The following is a 24,579-nucleotide window of genomic DNA, read 5'->3' as shown; positions in this document are numbered from 1 at the left end:
TCAGCTCACCACTCCGGTCATGACGCCCACGGGCACGGCGATGAAGCCGGCCGTGAGCAGCAGTGCGAGGACGTTGGCGACGGTCTTGAGCGCGCGGTCGCGGCTGCGGCTGCCGACGCCGAGGGTCTGGGCTGCGCTCCAGAAGCCGTGCCGGATGTGCAGGCCGAGGGCGAGCATCGCGACGATGTAGATGACGTTGCCGTACCAGGTGGAGAAGGTGTCCACGACGTTCTGGTACGGGTGCCCCTCCTGGAAACCGCCCGAGTGCACGGTGCCGGTGGTCAGGTCGAGGATGTGCCACACGATGAACAGGCCGAGGATGATCCCGCCCCAGCGCATGGTGCGCGTGGCGTAGCTCGCCTTCGCCTTCTTGTGGACGTACTTGCTGGGCCGCGCCTTGATGTCACGGCGGCTGAGCTGGTACGCGGAGACGGCGTGTGCGACGACGGCGACGATCAGCACCACGCGGACCAGCCACAGCGTCCACTCGTAGTGCATGAACGGCTCGCCCACGGTGCGCAGCCAGTGCGCGTAGTGGTTGAACTCGCCGGCCCCGAAGAAGATCTTCAGATTGCCGATCACGTGGGCGACCAGGTACAGCAGCATGATCACGCCGCTGACGGCCATCACTGTCTTCTTGCCGACGGAGCTGTCCCACACGGTGCGCGCCATCGACGGCCGTCGGTCCGTCCGCGTTGCCAGAGCCATGACTCAAGACGCTAGGGCCGAAGGTCCCGATCGGTCCAAGACATGGTCCGGCTTGATTCCATAGGGAGCAGCTATCGTACGAGGATGCAGTTCCAGCAGCTCCAGTATTTCGTGGCGGTCGCCGAGACCCGGCACTTCACCCGGGCCGCCGACCTCGTCCATGTCGCGCAGCCCTCGCTGTCCCAGCAGATCAAGGCGCTGGAGCGGGAACTCGGGGCCGATCTGTTCCTGCGGGCGCGCGGCAACATCACCCTCACCGACGCGGGCGAGGCGTTGCTGCCGCTGGCCCGCCGCATCCTGGCCGACGCGGACACGGCCCGGCACGAGGTGCAGGAACTGGTGCAGCTGCGCAGCGGCCGGGTCCGGCTGGGCGCGACCCCGAGCCTGTGCACGGGCCTGCTGCCCGACGTCCTGCGCGCCTTCCACGACCGCTATCCCGGCATCCGGCTGCTGATCGAGGAAGGCGGCTCCCACGATCTCGTACGCGAACTCGCCCGCGGCGCCCTCGACCTCGCCCTGGTCGTCCTGCCGCTGCCGACGCCGTCCCCGGCGCTCACGACGGTGGAGCTGCTGCGCGAGGACCTGGTGGTGGTGTCGTCCCCCGAATCACCCGCGCCCGCCGGCCCGGGCCGACGCACGGTGCGCATCGCCGACCTGGAGAGCGAACCCCTGGTGATGTTCCGGCACGGCTACGACCTGCGCGAACTGACCGTGGCCGCCTGTCGCGCCGAGGGCTTCGAGCCGGACTTCGCAGTGGAGGGCGGTGAGATGGACGCGGTACTGGGCTTCGTGCGCGCGGGGCTCGGCGTGGCCGTCGTCCCCCGCATGGTCGCGACACGCTCCGGGCGGGGCCTACGGGTCACCCCGCTGGCCCGCCCCGGCCTCCACCGCACGATCGCCCTGGCCCACCGCAGTGATGTGGCTCCGCCGCGGGCGGCTCGGGAGCTGCAGCGGATGCTGTTGGAGCGGTGAGTGGGCGTGCCGCCGGCCGTATGGCCGCGTGACGGTGCATCACGTGCCGTTGGTGAGGAGCCCGGGCGGCACCGGCGTGCCCTGGTGGTAGTACATGCGCCAGCCCGTCTCCTCGTCCCGTTTGCGCCACAGGGAGCTGCGCCGGGCCCGCCGGCCCTCGAAGACGGTCTCGAACGTGAGATGCACCAGGCCGGGGGCGAGCAGGACCCCCGTGATCTCCGACGGCTCGTAGCGCGGGCCGTCCGCGGCGCTCCCCGGCTTGTCGGGCAGCCCGGCGATCGTCTCCTCGTAGGTGTAGCGCCGGCCCGAGGCGCCGACCTCCACGAACTCGGGGTCGATCAGGCGGGCGCCCTCGGCGGAGGAGCGGACGGCGGGATCCATCAGGCTCAGTTCACCCGCGATGGCCTGGTTCACTGCGTCGGTTTCATCGTTCACCCACGCATCCTCGCGCCCGAACCCGGCGCATCCGCAACCGGGTTGCGCTGACGCCGGGCTACAGGTGAGTGCAACCCGCCAGGGCCCCGTGAGGGCCGTCACCACCATGACGACCGCCGCCACGGTGAGGGGTTCGAGCCCGTCTTCGCCGTTGAAGGCGGGGGGGAAGACGCGGTGTTGGGGTTTGTACGGGCGGGGCTGGGGAGGGCCGTCGTACCGTGACGCGGACCGGGCGGGGACTGCGGGTCACTCCGCCGGCGCGACCCGGTCTGCATCGGACGATCGCCCTGGCGCACCGCAGCGACGTGGCTCGGCCGCGGGCGGTACGGGAGTTGCAGCGGATGCTGCTGGAGCGCTGAGCGGTCGTAGCATGGTGTTTTCTCAGACGGGGGTCGGCGGGGATGAAACGGCACATCGTTGCGGTGGGCGCGGCACTTCTTCTGGTGCTGGTGGGGTGCGCGGGGAACAGCGGGTCCGGCGGACCGAAGAGCCCGGCGGTCTCGTCGCCGTCAGGCGGCACCGGGCCGACGGTGGAGACGACCTCGACGTCCGTCTCGGGCCCGTGGCGCGCGTGGACGGCGTCCCTGTCCAGCCAGGAGGCCCACGGCAGTTGCGGCGCCACGGCGCACCAGGTGGTGTGCGCGACCAACTCCGGCGGATTCGTGGGGCGTTCGCGGGCCGACGGCCGTATCACCTGGACCGTGCCCGCCGACGGCCACGGCAAGAGCGCCGGACTGGTCGTCGACGCGGCCGACCAACGGGCCGTGACCGGGGTCGCGGGTGTGCTCCGCGCGGCGAACCTGCGGACGGGTGCACAGGCGTGGAGCCATCGACTGCCCACCGGCCGCACCTACTTGGCTCTCGGCGCTGCGGAGGGAGTCGTCTACGCTCTCGAAGCATCGGATCCTTCCACCCACACCCCCGTCCTCGACGCCGTTCGCGCATCCGACGGCACGCCCCTCTGGCACCGGACCGTCCACTGGAGCACGGGCGAACCCCTGGCCGCCTTCCGGGGCCGCGTCTACACGGCCGACGGCACCCGGGTCACCGCCCGCGACGCCCGCACCGGCGACACCGTGGCGGCCAGCACCACGGGCGCCGAGTGCCCGCACCTCGTCACCGGCGGCCACTACCTGGTCTGCACCGGCAGCCCGTTCTCCGCCGGGGACACCTTCGCGCCCATGCGGCGCCTGGATCCGGCGACGCTGAGGCCGCTGCCGACCCCGAGGAACACGGCCGACAAGCCCGTACGCGGGGTGATCTCCGACGACGGGGTCCTGGTGCTGTACGAGGCCGGCGCCGAGGACACGAGCGCGGGCAACTGGTTCGCGTACGACCTCGAGAACGGCCGCAAACTGTGGAGCACGTACGCCACCGAGGCGGACGCCACCGTGGCCGACGGCCGGTTCGTGACCTTCACCCCCGTCAACGACCGCACCACGCGGGGCCGCGTGATCACGATCGACCTGCACGCCGGTCCGCAGGGGACCGGAACCGCCGCGCCCCGCATGTCCGCGGCGTACTCGCAGACCAGAGGCGGCGAATACCCCGTGGTGGTCGCGCCGGGCGGGGACACGGGCCACGTCGTCGTCATGGCCCGTACCCACGGTTCCCTGCGCTCACTGCCGCTCCCCTAGGACCGGGGGCGGGACTCAGCCCGTCGCGTCCACCAGCGCCAGCTCGTGCAGCCGGTCCGGTGGGCCCGGACGGGCGTAGTACCAGCCCTGGGCCGTGTCGCAGCCCAGGATCCGGAGCTGCTCGGCCTGGGCTCCGGTCTCCACGCCTTCGACCGTCACCGCGAGGTCGAGGGAGTGGGCGAGCGCGACGATCCCTTCGACGATCTTGAGGTCGACGGGGTCCGCGGGGAACTGCTGCATGCTCTGGGTGAAGGAGCGGTCCAGCTTGAGGATGCTGACCGGGAGGCGGCGCAGGTTCGCCAGGTTCGAGTAGCCGGTACCGAAGTCGTCGAGGGCGATGTCGACGCCCATCTCGGCGAGCCGGCGCAGCGGCTTGAGGAGGTCGTCGTCGGCGCCGATCAGCGCCGACTCGGTCACCTCCAGGCAGAGCGCGTCCGGGTCGACGCCCGTGCGTTCCAGGATGTCGACGGTGTCCTGGACCAGGCCTGGATGGGTGAGCTGGCAGGGCGAGAGGTTGACGTTGATGCGCAGGGGGCCCGCATCGTCGTAGCGTTCTCGCCATTCGCGGGCCTGGCGGACGGACTGTTCCAGGACCCAGCGGCCGAGCGGCACGATCAGGCCGGTGTGTTCGGCGAGCGGGATGAAGCGGTCCGGGCCGAGGATGCCGTGCTGCGGGTGCAGCCAGCGCACCAGGGCCTCGGCGCCGCGCACGCTGCCGTCGCCGAGGTGGACCAGCGGCTGGTACTCGATGAAGAACTCGCCCCGGTCCAGGGCCGTCGGCAGCGCGGTGGTCAGTCCGTGCCGGGTGATGGCGCGGGCGTCGGCCTCCTCGTCGGCGAGCTCGAAGCGGTTGCCGCCCGCCGACTTGGCCCGGTACATGGTGATGTCGGCGCTGCGCAGCACCTCCGCCGGGCTGCGCTCGCCCGCGGGGCCCTCGACGATACCGATGCTGCCGCGCACGGTCAGTTCCCGGCCGTCGATGCTGATCGGGGCGATGAGGGCGTTCATGATGCGGGCGGCGAGCTCGTCGACCTCGCGCTCGGTGTCGGTGCCGGTGGTCAGCGCCACGAACTCGTCGCCGCCGAGCCGGGCGACCATCTCGCCCGGTGCCGTCGCACACCCCTGCAGCCGGTCGGCGACCTCGACGAGCAGCCGGTCGCCGGCCGCGTGGCCGAGGCTGTCGTTGATGGTCTTGAAGCCGTCCAGGTCGAGGTAGCACAGGCCGTAGCGCTGGCCCCGGCCGGCGCCCAGCGCCTTCTCCAGGCGTTCGAAGAAGAAGGTGCGGTTGGGCAGGCCGGTGAGCGCGTCGTGTGTGGCCTCGTAGCGCAGTCGCAGGTTGAGCAGCCGCCGCTCGGTGGTGTCCTCCATGAGGGCGAGCTGGTACTGCGGGTTGCCGTCCGCGTCGCGCAGCAGGGAGACCGTCAGGTTGGTCCACAGGACCGTTCCGTCAGGACGGTAGAAGGCCTTTTCGACGTGGTAGTGCTCGCGCTCGCCGCGGACGAGCTCGTCGTAGAGCTTCCAGGTCTGCGGCGCGTCCTCGGGGTGGGTCCACTCCTGGACCTTGCGGCCGTAGGCCATCGCGTCCGTGATACCGAACATACGCAGCAGGGCGCCGTTGACCTGGAGGATGTTGCCGTCCAGGTCGGCGATGCCGATTCCTATGGCCGCGCCCTCGAAGACCGCGCGGAAGCGGGCCTCGGTGTCGTGCAGGGCCTGCGCGACGACGCCCTGCGCCTGGAGGGCGGCCGCGGAGATCGCCTCCTGCTCGGCCAGCGTCCGCTCGCGCAGCGCCTCGGCGAACCCGGCGGCCATGGCGTGCTGCAACCGCGAGGAACGCACCCGCAGTTCCTCCTGGTCGCCGTCCTCACCGCAGTAGAGCACCAGGTAGGCGTCGACGCAGTCCAGGGTCCGGGTCAGCGCGTCCGGGTCGGTGCAGTGGGCGGCGACCAGGGCGGCGCCGACCGCCTTGCCGGCGTCCGCATCGAGGGTGCGGGTGTGCAGCGCCTGACTCAACCGACGGGCCAGCGGCAGGAGTTGCTCCTCGAGCTCCGGCCTGGTCAGCGACGTCGAGGTCACCGGGAACACCGCCCGGCTCCAGATCGTCGCGAACCTGCGCAGTCTGTCCGGCTGCCCGTCCGGCTCCGCGATCACGCCGTACGCCCCACGCCGGCGAAACCGGAGAAGGCATACGGATCCTCGTCCTCCGGCGCCTCCTGCGGCCGCCACAGCGGCGGCGCCACCAGTCCCGGTTCCACCATGTCGTACCCCTCGAAGAACCGCGCGATGTCGTCGCGCGAGCGCATGATCAGCGGGTTGCGGATGTCCTTGTACACGTCCACCGCGCCTTCGGCCCGCTCCGCCGGCAGCGGGATGCCCTCGTACGAGGCGTGCGTGAGGACGAGCAGGCTGCCCGGCGCGAGCGCGTCGCGCAACTGAGCCACCGCCTCGTACGGGTCGTCCGCGTCTTCCACGAAGTGCAGTATGGCAACGAGAAGCAGCGCCACTGGCCGGTTCAGGTCGATCAGGCGCTCCACTTCGGGGCTCGCGAGGATCTCCTGGGGCTTGCGAAGGTCGGCGGCGACGACTCCCGTGCCCTCGTTGCCCGCCAGGACCGCCTGGCTGTGCGCGACGGCGACCGGGTCGTGGTCGACGTAGACCACGCGCGCGCCGGGGTCGGCCGACTGCGCCACCTCGTGGACGTTGCCGAAGGTGGGGATGCCGGAGCCGACGTCCAGGAACTGGTCGATGCCCTCGCCGACCGCGAAGCGCACCGCGCGCCGCATGAACGCCCGGTTCGCCTGCATGATCTTCGGGAGTCCCGGCATGAACTCCATCGCCTTGCGGGCCGCCTCCCTGTCGACCTCGAAGTTGTGCGAACCGCCCAGGTAGTAGTCGTAGATCCGCGAGACACTGGGCACCGAGATGTCGATGCTCCGGGGGGCCCAGGCGGGACGCTCCATCTATCTCTCCAAGGCGTAGGCGATCCGGTGTTCGAGCTGAGGCTACTGATCGCCTGCCAACGGGGCGAGCCCAAACGGAAATTGACCGTCCGTTCCCGGTCACTGCCTGCGGCACTTGCCGCATTCGCCCGAAGCTGCGCCTTTCGGGGGGACACCCCCCGACCCCCGGGCCGCAAAACGCCAAAGGGTCCGCCCCCTCCGTGCGGTGCGGAGGGGGCGGACGGGGCCGAACGCGCTGTCCGGTGCAATCAACCCTGGGGAGGTGTGATGGCTACTTCTTCGGCGCGCCGACCGGCTTTCCGTCGGGCGACATGGCGTACCAGGTGCCGCCGACTCCCTGGCCGTTGGTGTCCCCGGGCTTGGCGTCGCCGGAGAAGGTGTACGCCGGCCAGCAGTCGACGGTCATCTGCTTGACGCCGTCGGGCCGGGTGAAGCCCATCAGGCCCTTCTTCTCGATGCCCTTGGTGTCGTCCTTCGAGACGATCCCGACCGCCGGCCACTTCTCCAGGCAGGAACCGGTGCAGTTGGAGATCGGCTTCGGCCAGGCCACGTCCTTCAGGAAGCGGTAGACCGTCATGCCGTTCTTGTCGACGACGATGTCACCCAGCTTGGGGTCCTTGCGGACGGACAGGCCGGGCAGGCTCGCCAGGGTGGCCTTCTTGCCGTCGGGGGCCAGCGCGAACCACTTGCCGCCCACACCCTGACCGGCCACGTCCCCGGCCTTGGTGTCCTTCGCATAGCGGTACGCCGGCCAGCCGCCGATGGTCAGCTGCTTGGTGCCGTCGGCCCGGGTGACCTCGCCGAGCAGAGCCTTGTCGATGCCGGCTCCGGCCGCGGCGTCGTCCGCGGCAACCGGCGGCCACGCCTTGGCACAGTCGCCGTCGCAGTTGGACTTGGGCGGCTCGGCGGTGTCCTCGTCGAAGCGGTACAGGGTCATGCCGTTGCCGTCGGTCAGCATCTTGCCGAGCTCGGCGTTCTGGGTGACGGCGAGCTTGCCCGCGGCCGAGGACTGGGTGCCGGCGTTCTGGCCGTCGGCACCGTAGCCATTGCTGGGGCTGGCGCTCGCACCCGCGCCGGCTCCGGCGCCCACGCTGCCGTAATCGCCCGCCGCGGCAGTGGCGCCCACGTTCTGGCTGCCCACCGAGGACGTGCCGCTTTCCTGACCGCACGCCGTCGTCAGCGCCAGTACGGCCGCAGCGCTTGCCACGAGTGAGGCGCTCCGCCAGGAGGTCTTCATCGTCAACTCCCCATAATCGCAAAGGTGTTGCAGCGCCCTACTGCGTCGCCGCACGAGCATGGGTACGAATGGGACCCACGGTTGTGTTCAACCGCCTCACAAATTTCTTTTCGGAACCTGTGGCACCGGTGCGGCAGATCGCACGTGCGTGCGCTTCCTTGTGCGCCGCGGTGCACGGCGATCAAACCGCCGTACGGGGCTCGTCCCCCGTTCGAGCCAATCGGGGCGCGATACGGCGTGCCCCCGGCGCACCAGGGCTCATGATCTTCGGCGTGTATGGACCCGAACCGACCCAAAATTCCTTCGCTGCAAGGGCGTTGGCGCTTCACGCTCCGCGGGGTGTGGAGCGATTGGGCATCCTTCGTCTGCGGCGCCGTCGTGGCTGGTCGCGCAGTTCCCCGCGCCCCTTTGGGGCGCGTCTGGCCTGGGTGGTGTCGCTGACCTGGATCCTGGTGGGGGCGCCGGCCGGCGTCGCGGCTGCCGATGCCTGTGCGTATGCCTCGGTCGGGCCGGACGGCACTCGGGCGGTGGCGGTTGCCGGAGACCTCGCCTGGCCGACTCCGCCGATCTGCCCCCAGCCCACGCCGACACCCACGCCGACGCCGACTCCGACTCCGACGCCCAGGCCCGCGCCGCCCGAGCCGAAGCCGCCGCCTCCGGCGCCCGCCCCCACACCGAAGCCGACGCCGAAGCCGGAACCGCCGTTGCCTGCCCCGCCCGCTCCGAAGCCCGCGGCACCGCGCCCGCACGTCACTCCCCCGGCCGCGCCGCCCCCTGCCCCCGCCCCGAAGCCGTCGGCCAAGCCCACCCGCCGTCCGTTCGTGGCCCCGGTGGCCTATCCGCGCTACCGGGCGCCGGCGCCCAAGCGGTCGCCGCGCGGCGGTCCTTCACCCGTCACCTTTGTCCTGCTCATCACGGTCCCGGCCCTGATCGCCGTCGCCGCGCTGCGGCCGCGCTGATTCCTGGAGGCATCTCTTGTCGGAATGGCTTGTTCTCACCCTCGCGATGCTGGCCGCCTGCGCCGTGGTGGTCATCGTCACCTTCGTACGGCACCGGGCCGCACCCGTGGACGAGGACCCCAGCGAGACCCCGGACGTCATCGAGTACATGACGATGTGGATCGGCGTGGTGTACGCCATCGTCCTGGGCCTGGCCATCGCCGGGGTGTGGGAGGGCCGCAGTGCCGCCCAGGACCATGTGCAGTCGGAGGCCGTCGCGCTGCACGAGATCTCCGAGCGGGTGCGGGTCTATCCGGCCGACATCCGTGACCGTATTCGGGACGATGTCAACGCCTATGTCGGACACGTCGTGAACACGGAGTGGAAGACGATGGCCGACGACGGGCATGTCACCGCGCGCGGCGACGAACTCTTCGGCAGCATCCGCCAGGACGTCACCGACTACCAGCCGAAGTCCGACTTCGAGGCCCAGGCCTACCAGCCGCTGCTGGACCAGGTCACCGCGGCGGACCAGGCCCGCAGCGCCCGGGCCGACGCCATGGGGGCGACCATGCCGGGCGTGGTGTGGTTCGGGCTGCTCGCCGGGGCCGTGGTGACCATCGGCATGGTCTTCGCTCTGCAGATCCGACGCACCATGCGCGAACTGGTCCTCGCCGGGCTGTTCTCCGCCCTGATCGCGTTCCTGCTCTTCCTCATCTGGGACTTCGACGCGCCCTACACCCGGGGCATCACAGCGTCGGCGGCACCCTTCCTCAACCTCTTCCCGCACATCCGGGCCTGACCGGCAGGCCGTCACACGACGGGCCACCCGGGGAAGCGCGCCACGCCGATGCCGTCCCCTGGGTGGCCCATACGTTTGCCCCATTCGCTCTACAGCGATCGCGCGATCGGACACCCGTTCCTAGCGTTTCGGTTATCGAGGTGCATTCAGCGCCACCGCGGAACGGGTCCGCAGCTGCTCCTCGGGGACCGGAGGAACCACCATGCGCGCGATACGCATTGCTTCGGCCGCTCTGCTGGGCGTCAGCGCCCTCGCCCTGTCCGCACCCGTCGCCGTCGCACGGGACGACGGCCACAACATGACGCCGTTCGGCTTCAGTGTGCTGCCGTCGACCGTCGCGGCGGGCAGCGAGGTCAAGCTGCATGTGAACCGGGACGGCGACTGCAAGGGGCCTGCGAGGGTCACATCGGTGGTGTTCGACACGGTCGTCATTCCGCCGGGACGGTCCTGGGCGACGGCGGTGGTGGACCGGGACGCGAAGCCGGGTGCGGTGTATCAGGTGACATTCTCCTGCGACGGCGCGAGCGGATCCACGGATCTGACCATCGTGGGCGGCCGCCCGCACCACCCGAGACCGGTGCCGGTCGACCCCGTCCCGATCCCGGACCACCCCCACCGGGGTGTGCACGCCGGCGTGGGCGGCAGCATCGCCGGGTTCGACCTCAGGGAGATCGGCATGGGCCTCGCCCTCATCACGGGCTCGGTCGGCGCCGCGTACCACCTCTCGCGCCGCCGCAGCGGCGAGGAAGGTGCCTGACAAAGGGCCATCGCCCCGACTCCTCTTGGGGAATCGGGGCGAAGGCCCTTCAACGTGCGATCTGCTGAACGGACTTGATGTGCGATCCGCTCTGGGAATTCGTTGTGCGGTCTGCTCTCCGAAGGCGGAAGGGTCAGATCCGCTTCTCGGACCTCCGGCGCAGCCAGAACGCTCCGCCGGCGATGACGGCCGCGGCCACGAGCCCGCCGCCGATGGCCACGTCGGTCGGCGTCGCCCCGGTGGAGCTGCCGCCGCCGAACCCGCCCTGGACACCGCCGATGACGGTGAAGGCGGCGGGGTTGGTCAGGGACTTGCCGCCACAGGTGACGGTGATGGGGTGCGAACCGTTTCTCGCGTCCCTGTTCACCGTCGCGGTGCCCCTCGCCGTGTTGCTGCCTGCGACCGTCATCAGTTGGGTGCTCGGGAACGCGTCCGAGGTCGCAGTGGCTCCGCCCGGGCAGCCGTCGACGGTGATGGTCAACTGCCCGCCACGGGCGATGACACTGGGCAGCGCGACGATGTTGCTCGGGTTGAAGTTCATGCCGTCCCGCGCGACGGCCGCCGGTGCGGCAAGGCCGAGGGCGGCGACCGCGGCGGCTGAGACCGCCAGGGCACGATGACTACTCATGTGATCCTCCGCGGAAGACGCCCCGGGTCCCGTCCCCGGCAATGTCGGCGAGAAAGCGCCTCCCAGAAAGACAGTCAGATGCAGTGGACGCGCCCGCATTTCGGCGATGGTCCGTCCTGGTGAGAGGACACGCCGAGCAATAAGCAGATAATCAGATATATCCGCAGGTCACGGACCGTCAGAAATTTCCTGTGCGCGGCAACTCGGATGGCGCACCGCCGTCGGGCAGGCCACCCGTTCGCATCCGCCCCGTCGCCGGTTTCACACAGGCCATCTAGCGTTGCGTCATGCGCGAATTGACGCGGCTACGGCCTCGTCGAGAGGGGAAACGAATGTCTGCGTCCGAACTGGCCGAACTGGCCGAAGAGGAGGAGCGACGGAAGAAGCGCGCCCCCTGGGGCGTCATAGCGCTTGTTCTGCTGACCGGCATCGCGCTCATTCGGAACGGTTCGGGGGAGTTCGACGTGGGCCCGCCGCAGCCGGCCAGTGCGGCAGCAGCGGACAGGCACGTCCCCGCCGCCGTGGGCGCCGCCGACGCCGTTCAGCCGCTGCCGTACTCCCCGCCCGACCGGGTCAGGATCCCCACGATCCGGGTCGACGCACCGGTGTTGCCGGTCGGCCTGGCCGCGGACGGCTGGGTCGGCGCACCGCCCCCCGAGGACCCGAACCTGGCCGGCTGGTTCACCGGTGCCGTCACCCCCGGCGAGAAGGGCACCGCGGTGGTGGTCGGCCACGTCGACAACAAACAGGGCCCCGCGGTGTTCTACAACCTCGGGGCGCTGAAGAAGGGAAATCGCGTCGAGATCGCCCGCAAGGACGGAAAGACGGCCGTGTTCGAGATCTACGGCATCGAGGTCTTCGAGAAGAACAACTTCCCGGGCGACCGCGTCTACGCCTCCAAGGGCGCCGCTGAATTGCGGGTCATCACCTGCGGCGGCGGTTTCTCCAAGAAGCGCGGTTACGACGGGAACGTCGTCGCCTTCGCCCGCCTGGTCGAGGTCCGCTGAGCGTGCCCCGGCCGGGCGGGCGGAGTCCGGCTATGCGTGCCGCCGTCTGGGCACGGTGATGTGGTAGCCGGAATCCAGCAGGTACGGCAGATAGTGGCGCAGGGCCCGGACACTCTGGGAGCGGTTGCCCCCGGCGTCGTGCGAGAGCACCACGACGCCGGGGGCTGCGCCGTCCTCGACCCGGTCGACGATGGTGCGAGTGCCCGGGGTGGACCAGTCGAGGGTGTCGACCGTCCAGGCGAGGGGCTCCATGCCCATCTCGGCGCCGAGTTGGAAGGCCGCACGGTTCCAGGCACCGTAGGGCGCGCGGAACCACAGGGGCCGCTCGCCGTAGGCGTCCTCGATGACGTCGCTGGTGCGCTTCATCTCGGAGCGGATCTCGGACCGCTTCAGGCGGGTCAGCAGGGGATGGGTCCAGGTGTGGTTGCCGACGATGTGGCCCTCGTCGGCCATCCGGGCCAACAGGTCCTGGTTGTCGACGGCCATCTCCCCGCACACGAAGAACATGGCGCGGACGTCGTGCTCGGCCAAGGTGTCCAGGATGTGCGGGGTGTAGCGGGGGTCGGGCCCGTCGTCGAAGGTCAGCACCATGGTGCGACCGCGGCCGTACACGCGCAGGAACGGGTGATGCCGCACGCGGGTCCTGCGGGGTGCCGGGCGCACCTGCCCGTATCCGGTCAGCGGCTGGAGGCGGTAGTCGGAGGGCTCGAGCGCAGAGCTCTCCTGGGGTGCGGGATCGGGGGCGGGGGCGGGAGCGGGAGCGACGGGCCGAGCCGTCTCGTCGCCCCCTCCCGACGCGAGCACCCCGGCGGCGCCGGCCGCGCCCAGAGCGGCGGCACCGGCGATCAACGCCCGGCGTCTCGTGAGCAACTGATCCTTCTTCATGACTCATCAGTCGCCCGAACCAGGTCCGACGGTCCCCCACGACACCGCAGCGGCGGCAGGAAAACACACGCCCGGCCCAAGCCGCCTGGCGTGTCTGCGACGGGCGGGGTAGCCCGCGGCCCACGCGCCGAATTCGCTTTCCTTCATACCGACGTTGCGGATACCGTCGGGTCCGTGCAGTGATCTCCCGCGCGGCGTCCCGGATGCCGCAGAAGCGAACCGGTCCGTCTTCGTATCCGCGGCCGTCGTCTTTCGGCCGTACACGTTTCCGCTCGGAGAGATCACCGACATGCCTGCGCTTCCTCCTGCTCCCGGCGACACCCCCGAGGCCACCTTGGCGGCCTTCGTCGCCCGGGCCGGCGCCGACCCCTCGGTCGCCGGACTGGTCCTCAGCGGCTCCCAGGTGCACGACGGGATGCCGACCGTCCATTCCGACCACGACCTGCACGTCGTGCTGCGCGACCGCGACGCCACGCCGCTCAGCGAGCTCGACCGGTTCCGCTCGGCCCATCTGGACCTGGTGGTCATCACGCTCGCCGAGTTCCGCCGGCGCGGACTGCCCGGCGACCCGGCGGCCTTCAGCCGGTACTCGTACGTGCACGCCCGCGTGCTCCTGGACCGGCTGGACGGAGAGATCGCCGCCGTCCTCGACCGCAAGCGGACCCTGCACCCCGACGAGGCGCGCACCGCCGCGGCCGGATACCTCGACGCCTACGTCAACCAGACCTACCGCTCCCTGAAGAGCTACCGCGACGGCCGCGACGCCATGGGCCACCTGGATGCCGCCGAGAGCGTGCCGTACGCGCTGGAGGTGCTCTTCGCGCTGCACCGGCGGGTACGGCCGTACAACAAGTACCTGCAGTGGGAGCTCGAGCGGCAGCCCCTCGGCGAGGACCGGTGGAGCGCCGGGCGGCTGCTGCCGGTGCTGCGCCGCCTGCTGGCCGACGGCGATCCGCACACCCAGCGCGCCTTGTTCGGCGACCTCGCACGGGCCGCGCGGGAGGCCGGGCACGGCGACGTCCTCGACTCCTGGGGAGACGATCTGCACCTGCTGCACTGAGTGGTCAGCGGCGGCGCACCAGCGGGAACGGCAGCGTCTCACGGATCGTCAGGCCGGTGAGGAACATGACCAGCCGGTCGACGCCGATGCCCAGACCCCCGGTGGGCGGCATGGCGTATTCGAGGGCGTCGAGGAAATCCTCGTCCAGTTCCATCGCCTCGGGGTCTCCACCGGCGGCCAGCAGGGACTGGGCGGTGAGGCGGCGGCGCTGCTCGACCGGGTCGGTCAACTCGGAGTAGGCGGTGCCGAGTTCGGTGCCGAAGGCGACCAGGTCCCAGCGCTCGGCCAGCCGTGGGTCGGTGCGGTGCTGGCGGGTCAGCGGGGAGACGTCGGTCGGGAAGTCCTTGTAGAAGGTGGGGAGCCGGGTCTTCTCCTCCACCAGGCGTTCGTACATTTCGAGTACGACGTCGCCGCGGCCGTCGTCCGGCGTGTACGGCACGCCGGCGCGGTCGCACAGCCGGTGCAGCGCCGGCAGCTCCGTGTCCGCGTCGACCTCCTCCCCCAGCGCCTCCGAGATCGCGCCGTGCACCGTCTTGACCGGCCATGCGCCCGAGATGTCGTACTCCTGGCCGTCCTTGCGGGCGACCGGCGCGCCGAAGGCAGCACTCGCCGCGCCCTGGATCAGTTCGCGGGTGAGGTCGAGCATCACGTCGTAGTCGGCGAAGGCCTGGTAGGCCTCCAGCATCGTGAACTCGGGGTTGTGCTTGTAGGAGACGCCCTCGTTGCGGAAGGTGCGGCCCATCTCGAAGACCTTCTCCAGGCCGCCGACGCACAGCCGTTTCAGGTACAGCTCGGGCGCGATGCGCAGGTAGAGGTCGAGGTCGTAGGCGTTGATGTGGGTGGTGAAGGGGCGCGCGTTGGCGCCGCCGTGGATCTGCTGCAGCATCGGGGTCTCGACCTCGAGGTAGCCGCGGCTCAACAGGCCCTGGCGCAGGGCCTGTACGGCGGTGGAGCGGGCCCGGATCACCTGGCGGGCGTCGGAACTGGAGACCAGGTCGAGGTAGCGCATGCGGACCTTGGCCTCGGGGTCGGCCAGGCCGCGGCGCTTGTCGGGCAGCGGGCGCAGGCACTTGCCGATCAACTGCCAGGAGGTGACGAAGACGGTCGGTTCGCCCTTGTCGCTCACACCGGCCCGGCCGGTGGCACTGATGTGGTCGCCGATGTCCGAGTCGGCGGTGAAGCGGTCGAGGGCGGGGCCCAAGTCCTCGCGGGTGAAGGCGAGTTGGTGGTCACCCGACCAGTCGCGCAGTGTCACGAAGACGATGCCGCCGAAGTCGCGCACCAGCATGACGCGGCCCGCGACGGTGACCTGCTGGCCCTCGCGTACGTCGGCGAGGGCGTGGGTGCGCTGCGGGATGCCGACGGGGTAGGGGTCGGTGCCGTCGGCGCGCAGCCGGTCGAGGGTGCGGTGCCGGATGCGGACCTGTTCGGGCAGGCCGGCATGGGGATCGCCGGGCCCGGCCTCGCCCCCTCCGTCGAGGCCGAGCGCCGACAGCGACGGCAGGCCCTCGGTGGTCGCGGGCCGCGGCGCGCCCTTCGGGTGCCCCTTTCCCCAGAGTTTGCGCAAGGACGGTACCGAAACGAAACCTTCGGCGATGCCGGACGCCAGACCGATGCGGGCGAGGGAGCCGGCGTCGCCGTAGCAGATGAAGCGCGGGTACCACTCCGGCTGGTACTTGGCGTTGGAGCGGTACAGCGCCTCAAGCTGCCACCATCTGGAGAAGAACAGCAGCAGGCGCCGCCACAGGCGCAGCACCGGTCCGGCGCCGATGCGGGCGCCCTCCTCGAAGGCCGAGCGGAAGACCGCGAAGTTCAGCGAGATCCTGCGGATCCCCAGCTTCGGTGCCGTCGCGCACAGTTCGGCGACCATGAACTCCATGACGCCGTTGGGGGCGCTGCGGTCACGGCGCATCAGGTCGAGGGAGACGCCGTCGCGGCCCCAGGGCACGAAAGAGAGCAGGGCAAGGAGGCGGCCGTCCTCGCTGAGGGCCTCCACGAGGAGGCAGTCGCCGTCGGCCGGGTCGCCGAGGCGGTCCAGGGCCATGGAGAAGCCGCGTTCGGTCTCGGTGTCGCGCCAGGCGTCCGCCTTGTCGATCACCTCCTCCATCTCCTCGTCGGTGAGGGTGGCGTGGCGGCGGACGCGGCAGTGGGCACCGGTGCGGCGCACCCGGTGCACGGCCTGCCGGGTGACCCGCATGTCGCGGCCGTCGAGGTCGAAGTCGGACACGTGCAGGATCGCCTCGTCGCCGAGTTGGAGCGCGCCGAGGCCCGCGCGGGCGAAGGCCTTGGCGCCGTCCTCGGAGGCGCCCATGGCGGCGGGCGCCCAGGCGTGCCGGCGGGCCACATCCAGCCAGGCGGCGATGGCGTGCGGCCAGGCCTCGCGGTCGCCGACGGGGTCGCCGCTGGCGAGGCAGACGCCGGCCTCGACGCGGTAGGTGACGGCGGCCTTGCCGCTGGGCGAGAAGACGACGGCCTTGTCGCGGCGGGTGGCGAAGTAGCCGAGGGAGTCCTGCTCGCCGTAGGCCTTCAACAGGGCGCGGATACGGGGTTCCTCGTCGCCGTGCAGGGCGCCTTCCAGGCGTTGCGAACGGAACAGGGTGGCGGCGGCGTTGAGCAGGGCGAGCGCGCCGAACAGGCCGAGCAGGAAGAACAGGGCGCGGGGCGGGCGGCCGTCGAAGGAACGGCCCGACACCAGGCCGCCGCAGACCCGGTTGGCGGCCCACAGCAGGTGCTGGCTCTCGGGCAGGGTGCCGGGGAAGAGGGCCACCAGGCCCCAGCCGACGAGGATGCCGACGGCGATCCCGGCCAGCAGCACCACCAGCGCCCGGCGCACGGCGGCACGGCGGGAGGCGGCGTAGAACTCCTTGCGGGCGACGATCAGCAGGGTCAGTGCGAGACCGCAGAGGACGAGGGACGGGATCGACTCGACATACAGGCCCAGCGCCACGCCGAGGATGTCGTCCAGGACCAGCAGGCCGAGGTAGACGACCACCAGCCACCAGGCGATCTTCTTGCGGGCGGCGGTCGCGGCGGCGAGCAGGAAGAGGAAGACGGCGTAGGCGAGGTTGGCGCTGACCGGGACGATGAGGACGTCGAGGAAGCGGACCACCGGGCGCAGCAGGATGCGCACCGGAGGGATGAGGGCCAGCAGGCCGCAGAGCAGGCCGAGGGCGCCGAAGAAGGCCGCGAAGACCTCGGGCACCTTGCTCATCGGACCGCTTCCGGGCGGCCGTATCGGGCCCGTGGTGTCCCTGGGCGGGGAGGCCTCCGCTGTGGCACTCATGGTTCCGACTGTAGGAAGGGCTCGGCCGCCTCGCCCGTCGAGGCCCCGCACGGCGGCGGGACCTGCGGCTTCCGATAGCCTCACAGCCGTGACGGAACAGCACTCGCACCAGTTCGAGCGGGGCACGGACGGGCCCAAGGTCATCGTGGTCGGGGTGGACGGCTCGGACACCTCGATGCGCGCCGCGGCATATGCCGCCGGCCTGGCCAGGCGCCAGCACGCGCTGCTCGCCGTGGTCTATGTGCAGCCGGTGATGGCCGCGGGCGCGGCGATGGGCGCGCCGGTCGCCGAGACGACGGACGAGATCGCCGAGGACCTCAAGACCTACATCCGGGACGCCACCGAGCGGCTCAGGGGGATATTCGAGGTCCGCTGGGAGTTCCACACCTTCCGCGGCGACCCCTACAGCGGCCTGGTCAAGGCGGCGGACGAGCTGAAGGCGGACGCGGTCGTGGTGGGCGCCTCCGAGCAGGCCGGGCACCGGATCGTGGGGTCGGTGGCCGTGCGGCTGGTGAAGGCGGGGCGGTGGCCGGTGACCGTCGTTCCGTAGCCGAAGGCCGGCGGGAGCGGGGCCCGTCGGGCCGGTACCTGCCGGAACCGTGCTCACACCGTTTCTGACGTCCTGCGTACCGGGCCGACGCGGAATCTCGCCCGGTATTCACTCGGCGTCGTGGCGAGGCGGCGGCGGAACGCACGGATCAGGGTGTCGACGGTGCCGAACCCGCAGACGGAGGCGACGCGTTCCAGGGTGTCGTCGGTGGTCTCCAGCAGGTTGCGGGCCATCTCGACCCGGGCCGACTCGATGTAGGCGTGCGGCGTCGTGCCGAGTTCGGTCTTGAAGATCCGGGTGAGCTGGCGGTCGCTGACATGCGCGTACGCGGCCAGGTCCGGGACGGTGAGGCGCTGGTCGAGGTTGCTGAGGATGTGATGCCGGAGGTCCTCGATGCGACGCGTCGTGGACACCTGCTCCAACGGCACGCTGAACTGGGACTGTCCGCCGGGCCGTTTCAGGTACATCACGAGCTCACGGGCGACGCGCAGCGCGACCGGCTCACCGAAGTCCTCCGCGACCAGCGCGAGGGACAGGTCCAGGCAGGCGCTGATCCCCGCGCCGGTCCAGACCTCGCCCTCCTCGCGAATGAAGATCGGATCCGGGTCGACCCGCACCGCGGGATGGTCGGCGGCGAGCCGCTGCGCGGTCGACCAGTGGGTCGTGGCGCGCTTGCCGTCGAGGAGCCCCGCGGCGGCGAGGATGTGCGCACCGACGCACACCGAGGCCACGCGCCGGGTGCGATGGGCCAACGCCTTCACCCAGGCCACCGTGCCGGGCTCGACGACGGGCTGGACGAGCTGCTCGCCGTCGACCTCGACGGACTCCACGGAGCCGGGCACCAGCAGGGTGTCGATCGCCCGTGCGCCGACCTCGTCGAAGGTGGCGTCGGGCAGGATCCGCACGCCGGCCGCCGTGGTCACCGGTTCCAGGGTCTCGGCAGCCAGGACCACCTCGTAGCCGGCTCCGTCCGTGGTCTCGTGCCGGACGAGGGAGAACACCTCCGGCGGGCCGGTGACGTCGAGGAGGTCGACGCCTTCGAAGAGCACGATCACGATCAGCCGATTCACGGTCCCCATCCTGCAACCCCGCTTTCGCACCCGGCCGCGGGCGTCGTTTTCTGCAAGTAGCGCGTCATTGCCGACACCACGGTTCGCGCCATAGCGTCGCACAGTGTTCAACAGGTCGTTGAACAACCCGCTCAAGTCCCCGGAAGAACCCAGGAGAAGACCTGTGGCAAGCAAGACGCTGCGCGAACTCGACAACGCCGATCAGACCCCCGCCGCCCTCGCGTCCTCGACGCTCATCCTCGTCGACTACCAGAACACCTACACCCGCGGGGTGATGGAGCTCGACGGCTGGAAGGCCGCCCTGGACGCCGCCTCGGACCTGCTCGCCCGTGCCCGCAGGGCCGGAGCCGGCATCATCCACGTCCAGCACGACGACGGCGAGGGCTCGCCCTACGACATCCGCACGGAGATCGGCCGCATCCACCCCAGTGTGGCGCCGGTCGAAGGGGAGCCCGTGGTCGTCAAGCACGCTCCCGACGCCTTCCACGGAACCGACCTCGGCACGCTCGTGGACGAGGCCGGGAACGAGAGCGTCGTCGTCGCCGGTTTCATGACCCACATGTGCGTCGCGTACACGACTGCGTCCGCGGCCCTGCGCGGCAACAAGCCCACCGTGCCGGCGGACACGTGCGCCACCCGGTCGATCGTGGACGTGTCCGCGGACGAGCTGCACCGCAGCGCGCTGGCGGCCATCGCCGACGCGTACGGCGTCGTCGTCGCCTCCGGAAAACAGCTGGCCTGACGACTGCGGCCGAGTTCCACAACCGGGCGGAGGATGGAACAAGGACCTAGGTCTCGGGTCGGTGTACACGCCGCTTCAAGGGCCCGATGATACTGCCGTGACTTCTCGCCCCTTCGACGTGGACTCCTTCCTGCGCCAACCGCTGACCGCGCGGATCGCGACCAACGGGCCCACGGTGCGGCCGGTCTGGTTCCTGTGGGAGGACGGCGCCTTCTGGGGGGCCATGGACGCGGCTGTTCGACCGGGTCACGGCCGACCCGCAGGTGGCGCTCGTGGTCGACGAATGCGACGTGACGAAAGGGCTCGTCCGGCAGGTGATCGCCCGCGGGAAGGCCGAGTTGGTGCCGTTCGACGTTGCGCGGGGCCGCCGCAAGCTCGTCCGCTACCTCGGGTCGGACGAAACCCGGTGGGACGAGCGCTTCGTGGGCTATCTGTACGACGATCCGGCGCGCCGCGGGACGGTGTGGCTGCGGCTGCGGCCGCAGTCCGTGACGGCGCAGGACCTGAGTTACGCCGCCGCTCCGTGACGGTTCAGGCGGTGTGCAGTGCCTCTTCGCGGAGCCGGTCGAGGACCTTCAGGCGGCCCTCCGCGTCCATCCTGCGGGTCGTGACGCGGTCGGCGTAGCACCTCCGGAACATCGAGGTGAAGTGGGTGCCGTAGTGGATGTACTCGCCGGAGTCCGGGGCGGCTGTCGGCCGGGCCACGGCGTTGAAGTTCGGCTCGTGGAAATAGGCGAGGGTTTGACTTGCTCCTTGGGCTGAAGTCCGAGGATTCTGGCCTTCTCGATCGTTGCTGTGCCGCTACGCGGCACGGGGTTGGGTCGGGAATCCGTGGCTTCCTGTTTCTTCGCGCTGTGCCGGGATCGCTCCCGGTCTTACCGGCGCTCCGCAGGCCGATACCGCCAGTCCGGCGGCCGTCTTCACGTTGATCGCGGCATTGGTGTCCCGGTCGTGGACGGTGCCGCAGGCGGTACACGTCCATTCCCGGACGTTCAGGGGTTTGGGTCCATCCTTGACGCCACATGTGGAGCAGGTCTGGGAGGTCGGCTCGTATCGGCCGATCTTGACCAGGGTGCGGCCGTACCGTTCTGCTTTGTACTCCAGCATGCTGAGGAACGATGACCATCCGGCGTCGTGCACGGACTTGGCCAGCTTCGTGCGGGCCAGTCCCGCCACCGACAGGTCCTCCACGGCGATCCCTTGGTTCTCGGAGATCAGCTTCGTGGAGAATTGGTGGTGGAACTCGCGGCGTGCGTCGGCGACTTCGGCGTGGGCGCGGGCGACCTTGAGGCGGGCCTTGGTCCGGTTCTTTGATCCCTTCTGCTTGCGGGACAGTTCCTTTTGAGCCTTCTTCAGTTTCTTCTCCGCACGCCGCAAAAAGCGCGGGGAGTCGATCTTCGTGCCGTCGGAGAGGACCGCGAAGTGGGTGAGGCCGAGATCGATGCCGATGGTGCGGTCGGTCTCCGGCATCCGCATCGCGTCGGCGGCGGGGTCTGCGTCGAGGACGAAGGAGGCGAAATACCTGCCGGCTGCGTCCTTGATGACGGTGACGGAAGTGGAGGTGGCGGGCAGGGTCCGGGACCACTTCACCTTCACCGCGCCGATCTTCGGCAGGTTCAGCCGGCCGCTGCCGGTGATGGACCAGCGGGCGTTGGCGGTGAACCGGATCGACTGCCGCGTGTCCTTACGGGACTTCAACCGCGGTGCTCCCACCTTCGGTCCCTTGCGCTCGCCCTTGAGGCAGGCGAAGAAGTTGCGGTACGCCTTCTCGGCATCGCGCAGGGACTGCTGCAGGACGACGGCGGACACCTCGCCCAGCCAGGACCGGTCCTTCGTCTGCTTGGCCTCGGTGATCAGCTTCCGGGACAGCTGACCGGCCGTCGGGAACGGCTGCTCGGCCTTTCGGGCGTCTTCACGGGTGCGGACCGCGTCGTTGAACACGACACGGGCGCACCCGAACGCCTTCGCCAACGCCGTCTGCTGACCAGTGTCCGGGTACAGGCTGAAGCTGTACCTGAGCTGCATGACCACCACCGTAGATCTTGGACTGTGGGTGAGATGCAGGAGATCAGAACTGGTCGGCGCTGCACTTTCGTGATGCACGTGCACTGGTCTTCGTGACCAAGTTCCGGCACAAGGTGTTCACCGATGCCCACTTGAGGCGGATGGGGGAGATCATGCCGTCGATGAGTACGGTTTCGACTGCGACCTGGTGGAGTTCAACGGCGAGGGCAACAGGACTGTTCGATGACGCGCGGGTCGTCGGCGGGGATGTCGGGGCAGACGGTGAAGATCTCCGAGCCGTCCCGCTCACCCGCGGTCTCCTCCTCGCCCGAGGCGACATAGCCGCTGTAGGTGAGGTCGGAGACGTGCGCGGCCTTCTCGCGCAGCGGGCGGGCGCAGAAGGCGCGGGAGGCGGCCAACGCCCGTTCGGTGACGGCCTGCTGGGCCGGGGTGGCGCGGATCTGGAAGATGCCGTCCGCCTGCCAGGCTGCGATCATCGCCCGGCCGAGCGTCCGGTCGGTGTCCGAGCTGTCGACGACGGGCGGTGGCCCGAAGGTCCGAAGAGGCGTCAGGGGCTGTTTGTCGCTGCTCATTCGAGGTACTCCGCGAGCGATGCGAGTGGTTGCGCGCCAAACTACTGCGGCCCCTCCTTCCTGAACAGCCGTTCAGTTCAGTTGGTACGGCCAGGTAGCTGCGCGGTGTCTTCCCTCCCGGGCGCCGCTGGGCCATCATGATCGGCCGTCAGCCGTTGCCGAACGTGAAGAGGTGAGGCGCATGGCCCGGCTCCGGATGGGCGAGGGGATTCTCCGCCGCAAACCGATCGAGCACATCGAGGAGACGGAAGTCGGCGAAGGCACCCGTCTGGACCGGTCGTTGGGGCTGTGGCAGCTGACCGCGATCGGCGTAGGCGGCATCATCGGCGCGGGCATCTTCACTCTGGCCGGCACGGTGGCCAACGGTACGGCGGGGCCCGCAGTCCTCGTCTCCTTCCTGATCGCCGGCGTCGCGAGCGCCGCGGCCGCGCTGTCGTACGCGGAGTTCGCGGGGCTGATCCCGAAGGCCGGTTCTGCCTACACGTACGGCTATGCGGTGCTCGGCGAGTTCGCGGGCTGGTTCATCGGCTGGGATCTGCTGCTCGAGTACACGGCGATCGTGGCGGTGGTCGCGATCGGTATCTCCGGCTACTTCAGCTTCCTGGTCGAGGACATGGGTGCCGAGCTGCCGAAGTGGATGCTGGGCGCACCGAGCACTGGCGGCGGGCACAAGGTCGACCTGTTCGCGGCCGTGCTGTGCCTGCTGATCGCGTATCTGCTGAACCTGGGCATCAGGAACGCGGCCCGCTTCGAGACCGCCGTGGTGGTGCTCAAGGTCCTGGTCGTGCTGCTGGTGATCGCCGTCGGTTTCTTCCACATCGACACCGGCAACTACCACCCCTTCTTCCCGTACGGGATCGGCGGGGCGTTCACCGGTGCGGCGACGGTGTTCTTCGCGGTGTTCGGCTACGACGCGATGTCGACGGCGGCCGAGGAGTCGAAGGACGCGCAGCGGCACATGCCGAAGGCGATCGTCTACTCCCTGGTCATCTCGATGATCCTGTACGTGGCCGCCTGTCTGGTGCTGACCGGCATGCAGGACTACAAGGACATCGACAAGGAGAGCGGCTTCTCCACGGCGTTCAAGTCGGTGGGACTGAGCGGGCTTGCGGATGTGATCGCGGTGGGCGCGATCATCGGCATCCTCACCGTGATGTTCACCTTCATGCTGGGCGTGACCCGCGTGTGGTTCTCCATGTCCCGGGACGGGCTGCTGCCCAAGTGGTTCGCCAAGACCCACCCGACGCGGCACGTGCCGACGCGCGTGACCTGGATCGTCGGGGTGGCCTCGGCGATCATCGCCGGGTTCCTGCCGATCGCCGAGGCGGCCGAACTGACCAACATCGGCATCCTGTTGGCGTTCGTGGTGGTGTGCACGGCGGTGATCGTGCTGCGCTACCGGCGTCCGGAACTGCCGCGCACCTTCCGGACGCCGTGGATGCCGTTCGTGCCGGCGTTGGGTGTCGTCGCCTCGATCTGGCTGATCACGTATCTGCAGTGGCAGACCTGGGTGCGGTTCGCGGTGTGGTTCGTGATCGGGACCGGGATCTACTTCGGGTACTCGTACCGGCGGTCGGAGCTGGCCGGTCGCTAGGGCAGTGGGGCCAGTGCAGCAGGTGGCACCGCGTCGGCCGCGGCCGAGCCCAGCAGCAGTTCGGCCAGGTCGTGTGGGTGCGCCTGCTCACCGGTGGGAGCTGCACTTGCGATCCGGTCCAGCCGGAAGCCGCGGCCGGCCCGCCGGGTGCGGCACCAGGCGATGAGGTACCAGCGGCCTGCGGCGGTGAGCAGTCCGGCCGGTTCCACGTCGCGCTCGCTCTCGCGTCCGGCCGCGTCGACGTAGGACAGGCGCAGCACCGAGGTGTCGGCGAGGGCCTGTTCGACTGCGGCGCGGACCGCGGGGTCGGTCCGCGCCGGCAGCGCGACGATCCGTGCGGCGAGCTCCCGGGCCGCCGCCGAGCCGGGACCGGTCATCGAGGCCACGATCTTCTGGTACGCCGTGCGGGCCGCCCCGGCATAGGGGGCGCAGGAGTCGGCCGCGGCCAGCGCGGCGGCCAACGCCGCTGCCTCGTCGGTGGTGAAGTGCATCGGAGGCAGCGTCGTCGCCGGGTCGATCGTCCAGCCCCCGCCGCGCCCAGGTGTGGTACGCACCGGGACACCGGACTCCATCAGCGTCTGCAGATCACGCTGGACGGTGCGGGTGCTGACCTCGAACCGTGCGGCGAGTGCGGCGATCCTCAGCGGCCGTGGTGCCGCCGCGCGCAGCTCTTCCACCAGCGCATAGAGCCGGGCAGTGCGGTTCATGGCGCTGACG

General features: G+C 70.3%; 24 protein-coding genes and 2 pseudogenes. 12 read left to right on the top strand and 14 right to left on the bottom strand.

From position 1 onward, the window contains the following. On the bottom strand, positions 1-672 hold the full coding sequence (locus EDD92_RS42175; protein ID WP_123970794.1) for a succinate dehydrogenase: 672 nt from the start codon (positions 670-672) through the stop codon (positions 1-3). Positions 673-792: 120 nt separating this feature from the next. Here EDD92_RS42175 and EDD92_RS42170 point away from each other — a divergent pair, with 120 nt between their 5' ends. After that, positions 793-1,680, top strand: coding sequence for a LysR family transcriptional regulator (locus EDD92_RS42170; protein WP_123969158.1), 888 nt, complete (start codon positions 793-795; stop codon positions 1,678-1,680). 39 nt (positions 1,681-1,719) lie between these two features. Here EDD92_RS42170 and EDD92_RS42165 read toward each other — a convergent pair whose 3' ends face one another. Beyond that, entirely contained in the window at positions 1,720-2,061 is a 342-nt protein-coding gene (locus tag EDD92_RS42165; protein WP_399185537.1) for a DUF4440 domain-containing protein, read from the bottom strand. A 150-nt stretch (positions 2,062-2,211) separates the two neighbouring features. On the opposite strand from EDD92_RS42165, the pseudogene EDD92_RS42160 reads away from it, so the two are divergent. Continuing rightward, positions 2,212-2,474 (top strand): annotated as a pseudogene (locus EDD92_RS42160) (LysR substrate-binding domain-containing protein); the annotation flags it as partial. Between the two features lie 42 nt (positions 2,475-2,516). Then, positions 2,517-3,752, top strand: a complete 1,236-nt coding sequence (locus EDD92_RS42155) for a PQQ-binding-like beta-propeller repeat protein (protein ID WP_123969156.1) — start codon at positions 2,517-2,519, stop codon at positions 3,750-3,752. 15 nt (positions 3,753-3,767) lie between these two features. On the opposite strand, the gene EDD92_RS42150 is transcribed toward EDD92_RS42155, so the two are convergent. The 4 genes from EDD92_RS42150 to EDD92_RS50585 all read right to left on the bottom strand — a co-directional run bounded on the left by EDD92_RS42150 (position 3,768) and on the right by EDD92_RS50585 (position 8,757). After that, complete coding sequence (locus tag EDD92_RS42150; RefSeq protein WP_123969155.1) at positions 3,768-5,903, bottom strand: bifunctional diguanylate cyclase/phosphodiesterase; 2,136 nt, start codon at positions 5,901-5,903, stop codon at positions 3,768-3,770. Then, positions 5,900-6,712: an SAM-dependent methyltransferase gene (locus tag EDD92_RS42145; protein ID WP_123969154.1), complete on the bottom strand. Its 813-nt coding sequence runs from the start codon at positions 6,710-6,712 to the stop codon at positions 5,900-5,902. Before EDD92_RS42145 ends, EDD92_RS42150 begins: the two co-directional genes overlap by 4 nt. A 271-nt stretch (positions 6,713-6,983) precedes the next feature. After that, on the bottom strand, positions 6,984-7,949 hold the full coding sequence (locus tag EDD92_RS42140) for an SCO0930 family lipoprotein (protein ID WP_123969153.1): 966 nt from the start codon (positions 7,947-7,949) through the stop codon (positions 6,984-6,986). Positions 7,950-8,274: 325 nt separating this feature from the next. Further along, positions 8,275-8,757 carry a hypothetical protein gene (locus tag EDD92_RS50585; RefSeq protein ID WP_221268195.1) on the bottom strand — a complete coding sequence of 161 codons (483 nt, stop codon included), beginning with the start codon at positions 8,755-8,757 and terminating at the stop codon, positions 8,275-8,277. A 13-nt stretch (positions 8,758-8,770) separates the two neighbouring features. Between EDD92_RS50585 and EDD92_RS50580 the strand changes: the two genes are divergently transcribed. From EDD92_RS50580 to EDD92_RS42125, 3 genes are all read left to right on the top strand, one after another. Beyond that, positions 8,771-8,908, top strand: a complete 138-nt coding sequence (locus EDD92_RS50580; protein ID WP_221268194.1) for a hypothetical protein — start codon at positions 8,771-8,773, stop codon at positions 8,906-8,908. Positions 8,909-8,924: 16 nt separating this feature from the next. Beyond that, complete coding sequence (locus EDD92_RS42130; protein ID WP_123969152.1) at positions 8,925-9,689, top strand: DUF4239 domain-containing protein; 765 nt, start codon at positions 8,925-8,927, stop codon at positions 9,687-9,689. A 202-nt stretch (positions 9,690-9,891) separates the two neighbouring features. Beyond that, positions 9,892-10,446, top strand: coding sequence for a hypothetical protein (locus EDD92_RS42125; protein WP_123969151.1), 555 nt, complete (start codon positions 9,892-9,894; stop codon positions 10,444-10,446). Positions 10,447-10,579: 133 nt separating this feature from the next. On the opposite strand, the gene EDD92_RS42120 is transcribed toward EDD92_RS42125, so the two are convergent. Beyond that, a complete protein-coding gene (locus EDD92_RS42120; RefSeq protein ID WP_030935128.1) occupies positions 10,580-11,074 on the bottom strand; it encodes a hypothetical protein in 495 nt (164 codons plus the stop codon). A 332-nt stretch (positions 11,075-11,406) separates the two neighbouring features. Here EDD92_RS42120 and EDD92_RS42115 point away from each other — a divergent pair, with 332 nt between their 5' ends. After that, positions 11,407-12,081, top strand: coding sequence for a class F sortase (locus tag EDD92_RS42115; RefSeq protein WP_123969150.1), 675 nt, complete (start codon positions 11,407-11,409; stop codon positions 12,079-12,081). 30 nt (positions 12,082-12,111) lie between these two features. On the opposite strand, the gene EDD92_RS42110 is transcribed toward EDD92_RS42115, so the two are convergent. Then, positions 12,112-12,966, bottom strand: a complete 855-nt coding sequence (locus tag EDD92_RS42110) for a polysaccharide deacetylase family protein (protein WP_123969149.1) — start codon at positions 12,964-12,966, stop codon at positions 12,112-12,114. A gap of 289 nt (positions 12,967-13,255) precedes the next feature. On the opposite strand from EDD92_RS42110, the gene EDD92_RS42105 reads away from it, so the two are divergent. Further along, the gene (locus EDD92_RS42105; RefSeq protein ID WP_123969148.1) at positions 13,256-14,026 is read left to right on the top strand and encodes a hypothetical protein; all 771 of its coding nucleotides are present in this window, start codon (positions 13,256-13,258) and stop codon (positions 14,024-14,026) included. 4 nt (positions 14,027-14,030) lie between these two features. On the opposite strand, the gene lysX is transcribed toward EDD92_RS42105, so the two are convergent. Next, positions 14,031-17,309 (bottom strand): bifunctional lysylphosphatidylglycerol synthetase/lysine--tRNA ligase LysX, encoded by a 3,279-nt coding sequence (lysX, locus tag EDD92_RS42100; protein WP_123969147.1) that lies wholly within the window; start codon positions 17,307-17,309, stop codon positions 14,031-14,033. Between the two features lie 88 nt (positions 17,310-17,397). Here lysX and EDD92_RS42095 point away from each other — a divergent pair, with 88 nt between their 5' ends. Next, the gene (locus tag EDD92_RS42095) at positions 17,398-17,859 is read left to right on the top strand and encodes a universal stress protein (RefSeq protein ID WP_099933044.1); all 462 of its coding nucleotides are present in this window, start codon (positions 17,398-17,400) and stop codon (positions 17,857-17,859) included. Positions 17,860-17,912: 53 nt separating this feature from the next. Here EDD92_RS42095 and EDD92_RS42090 read toward each other — a convergent pair whose 3' ends face one another. Beyond that, positions 17,913-18,938, bottom strand: a complete 1,026-nt coding sequence (locus EDD92_RS42090) for a GlxA family transcriptional regulator (RefSeq protein ID WP_123969146.1) — start codon at positions 18,936-18,938, stop codon at positions 17,913-17,915. A gap of 154 nt (positions 18,939-19,092) precedes the next feature. On the opposite strand from EDD92_RS42090, the gene EDD92_RS42085 reads away from it, so the two are divergent. Both EDD92_RS42085 and EDD92_RS42080 read left to right on the top strand, forming a co-directional pair. After that, positions 19,093-19,671, top strand: a complete 579-nt coding sequence (locus EDD92_RS42085; RefSeq protein WP_123969145.1) for a cysteine hydrolase family protein — start codon at positions 19,093-19,095, stop codon at positions 19,669-19,671. A gap of 118 nt (positions 19,672-19,789) precedes the next feature. Then, positions 19,790-20,198: pseudogene (locus EDD92_RS42080) on the top strand (pyridoxamine 5'-phosphate oxidase family protein). A gap of 4 nt (positions 20,199-20,202) precedes the next feature. On the opposite strand, the gene EDD92_RS42075 reads toward EDD92_RS42080, so the two are convergent. The 3 genes from EDD92_RS42075 to EDD92_RS42060 all read right to left on the bottom strand — a co-directional run bounded on the left by EDD92_RS42075 (position 20,203) and on the right by EDD92_RS42060 (position 22,268). Next, complete coding sequence (locus tag EDD92_RS42075) at positions 20,203-20,376, bottom strand: hypothetical protein (protein ID WP_260327152.1); 174 nt, start codon at positions 20,374-20,376, stop codon at positions 20,203-20,205. 96 nt (positions 20,377-20,472) lie between these two features. Further along, positions 20,473-21,696 carry an RNA-guided endonuclease TnpB family protein gene (locus tag EDD92_RS42070; protein WP_123969144.1) on the bottom strand — a complete coding sequence of 408 codons (1,224 nt, stop codon included), beginning with the start codon at positions 21,694-21,696 and terminating at the stop codon, positions 20,473-20,475. Positions 21,697-21,890: 194 nt separating this feature from the next. Then, entirely contained in the window at positions 21,891-22,268 is a 378-nt protein-coding gene (locus EDD92_RS42060; protein ID WP_123969143.1) for a 2-oxoglutarate and iron-dependent oxygenase domain-containing protein, read from the bottom strand. Between the two features lie 181 nt (positions 22,269-22,449). On the opposite strand from EDD92_RS42060, the gene EDD92_RS42055 reads away from it, so the two are divergent. Then, positions 22,450-23,862, top strand: coding sequence for an amino acid permease (locus EDD92_RS42055; protein WP_123969142.1), 1,413 nt, complete (start codon positions 22,450-22,452; stop codon positions 23,860-23,862). Here EDD92_RS42055 and EDD92_RS42050 read toward each other — a convergent pair. Further along, entirely contained in the window at positions 23,859-24,569 is a 711-nt protein-coding gene (locus EDD92_RS42050) for a YafY family protein (RefSeq protein WP_123969141.1), read from the bottom strand. The two genes, EDD92_RS42055 and EDD92_RS42050, sit on opposite strands and share 4 nt — an antisense overlap. Positions 24,570-24,579 lie beyond the last annotated feature (10 nt).

Origin of the sequence: Streptomyces sp. TLI_185 (assembly GCF_003814765.1) — a bacterium.
GTDB lineage: Bacteria > Actinomycetota > Actinomycetes > Streptomycetales > Streptomycetaceae > Streptomyces.
The sequence above is the reverse complement of the archived record's forward strand: the minus strand, read 5'-3'. Positions and strand labels throughout refer to the sequence as shown.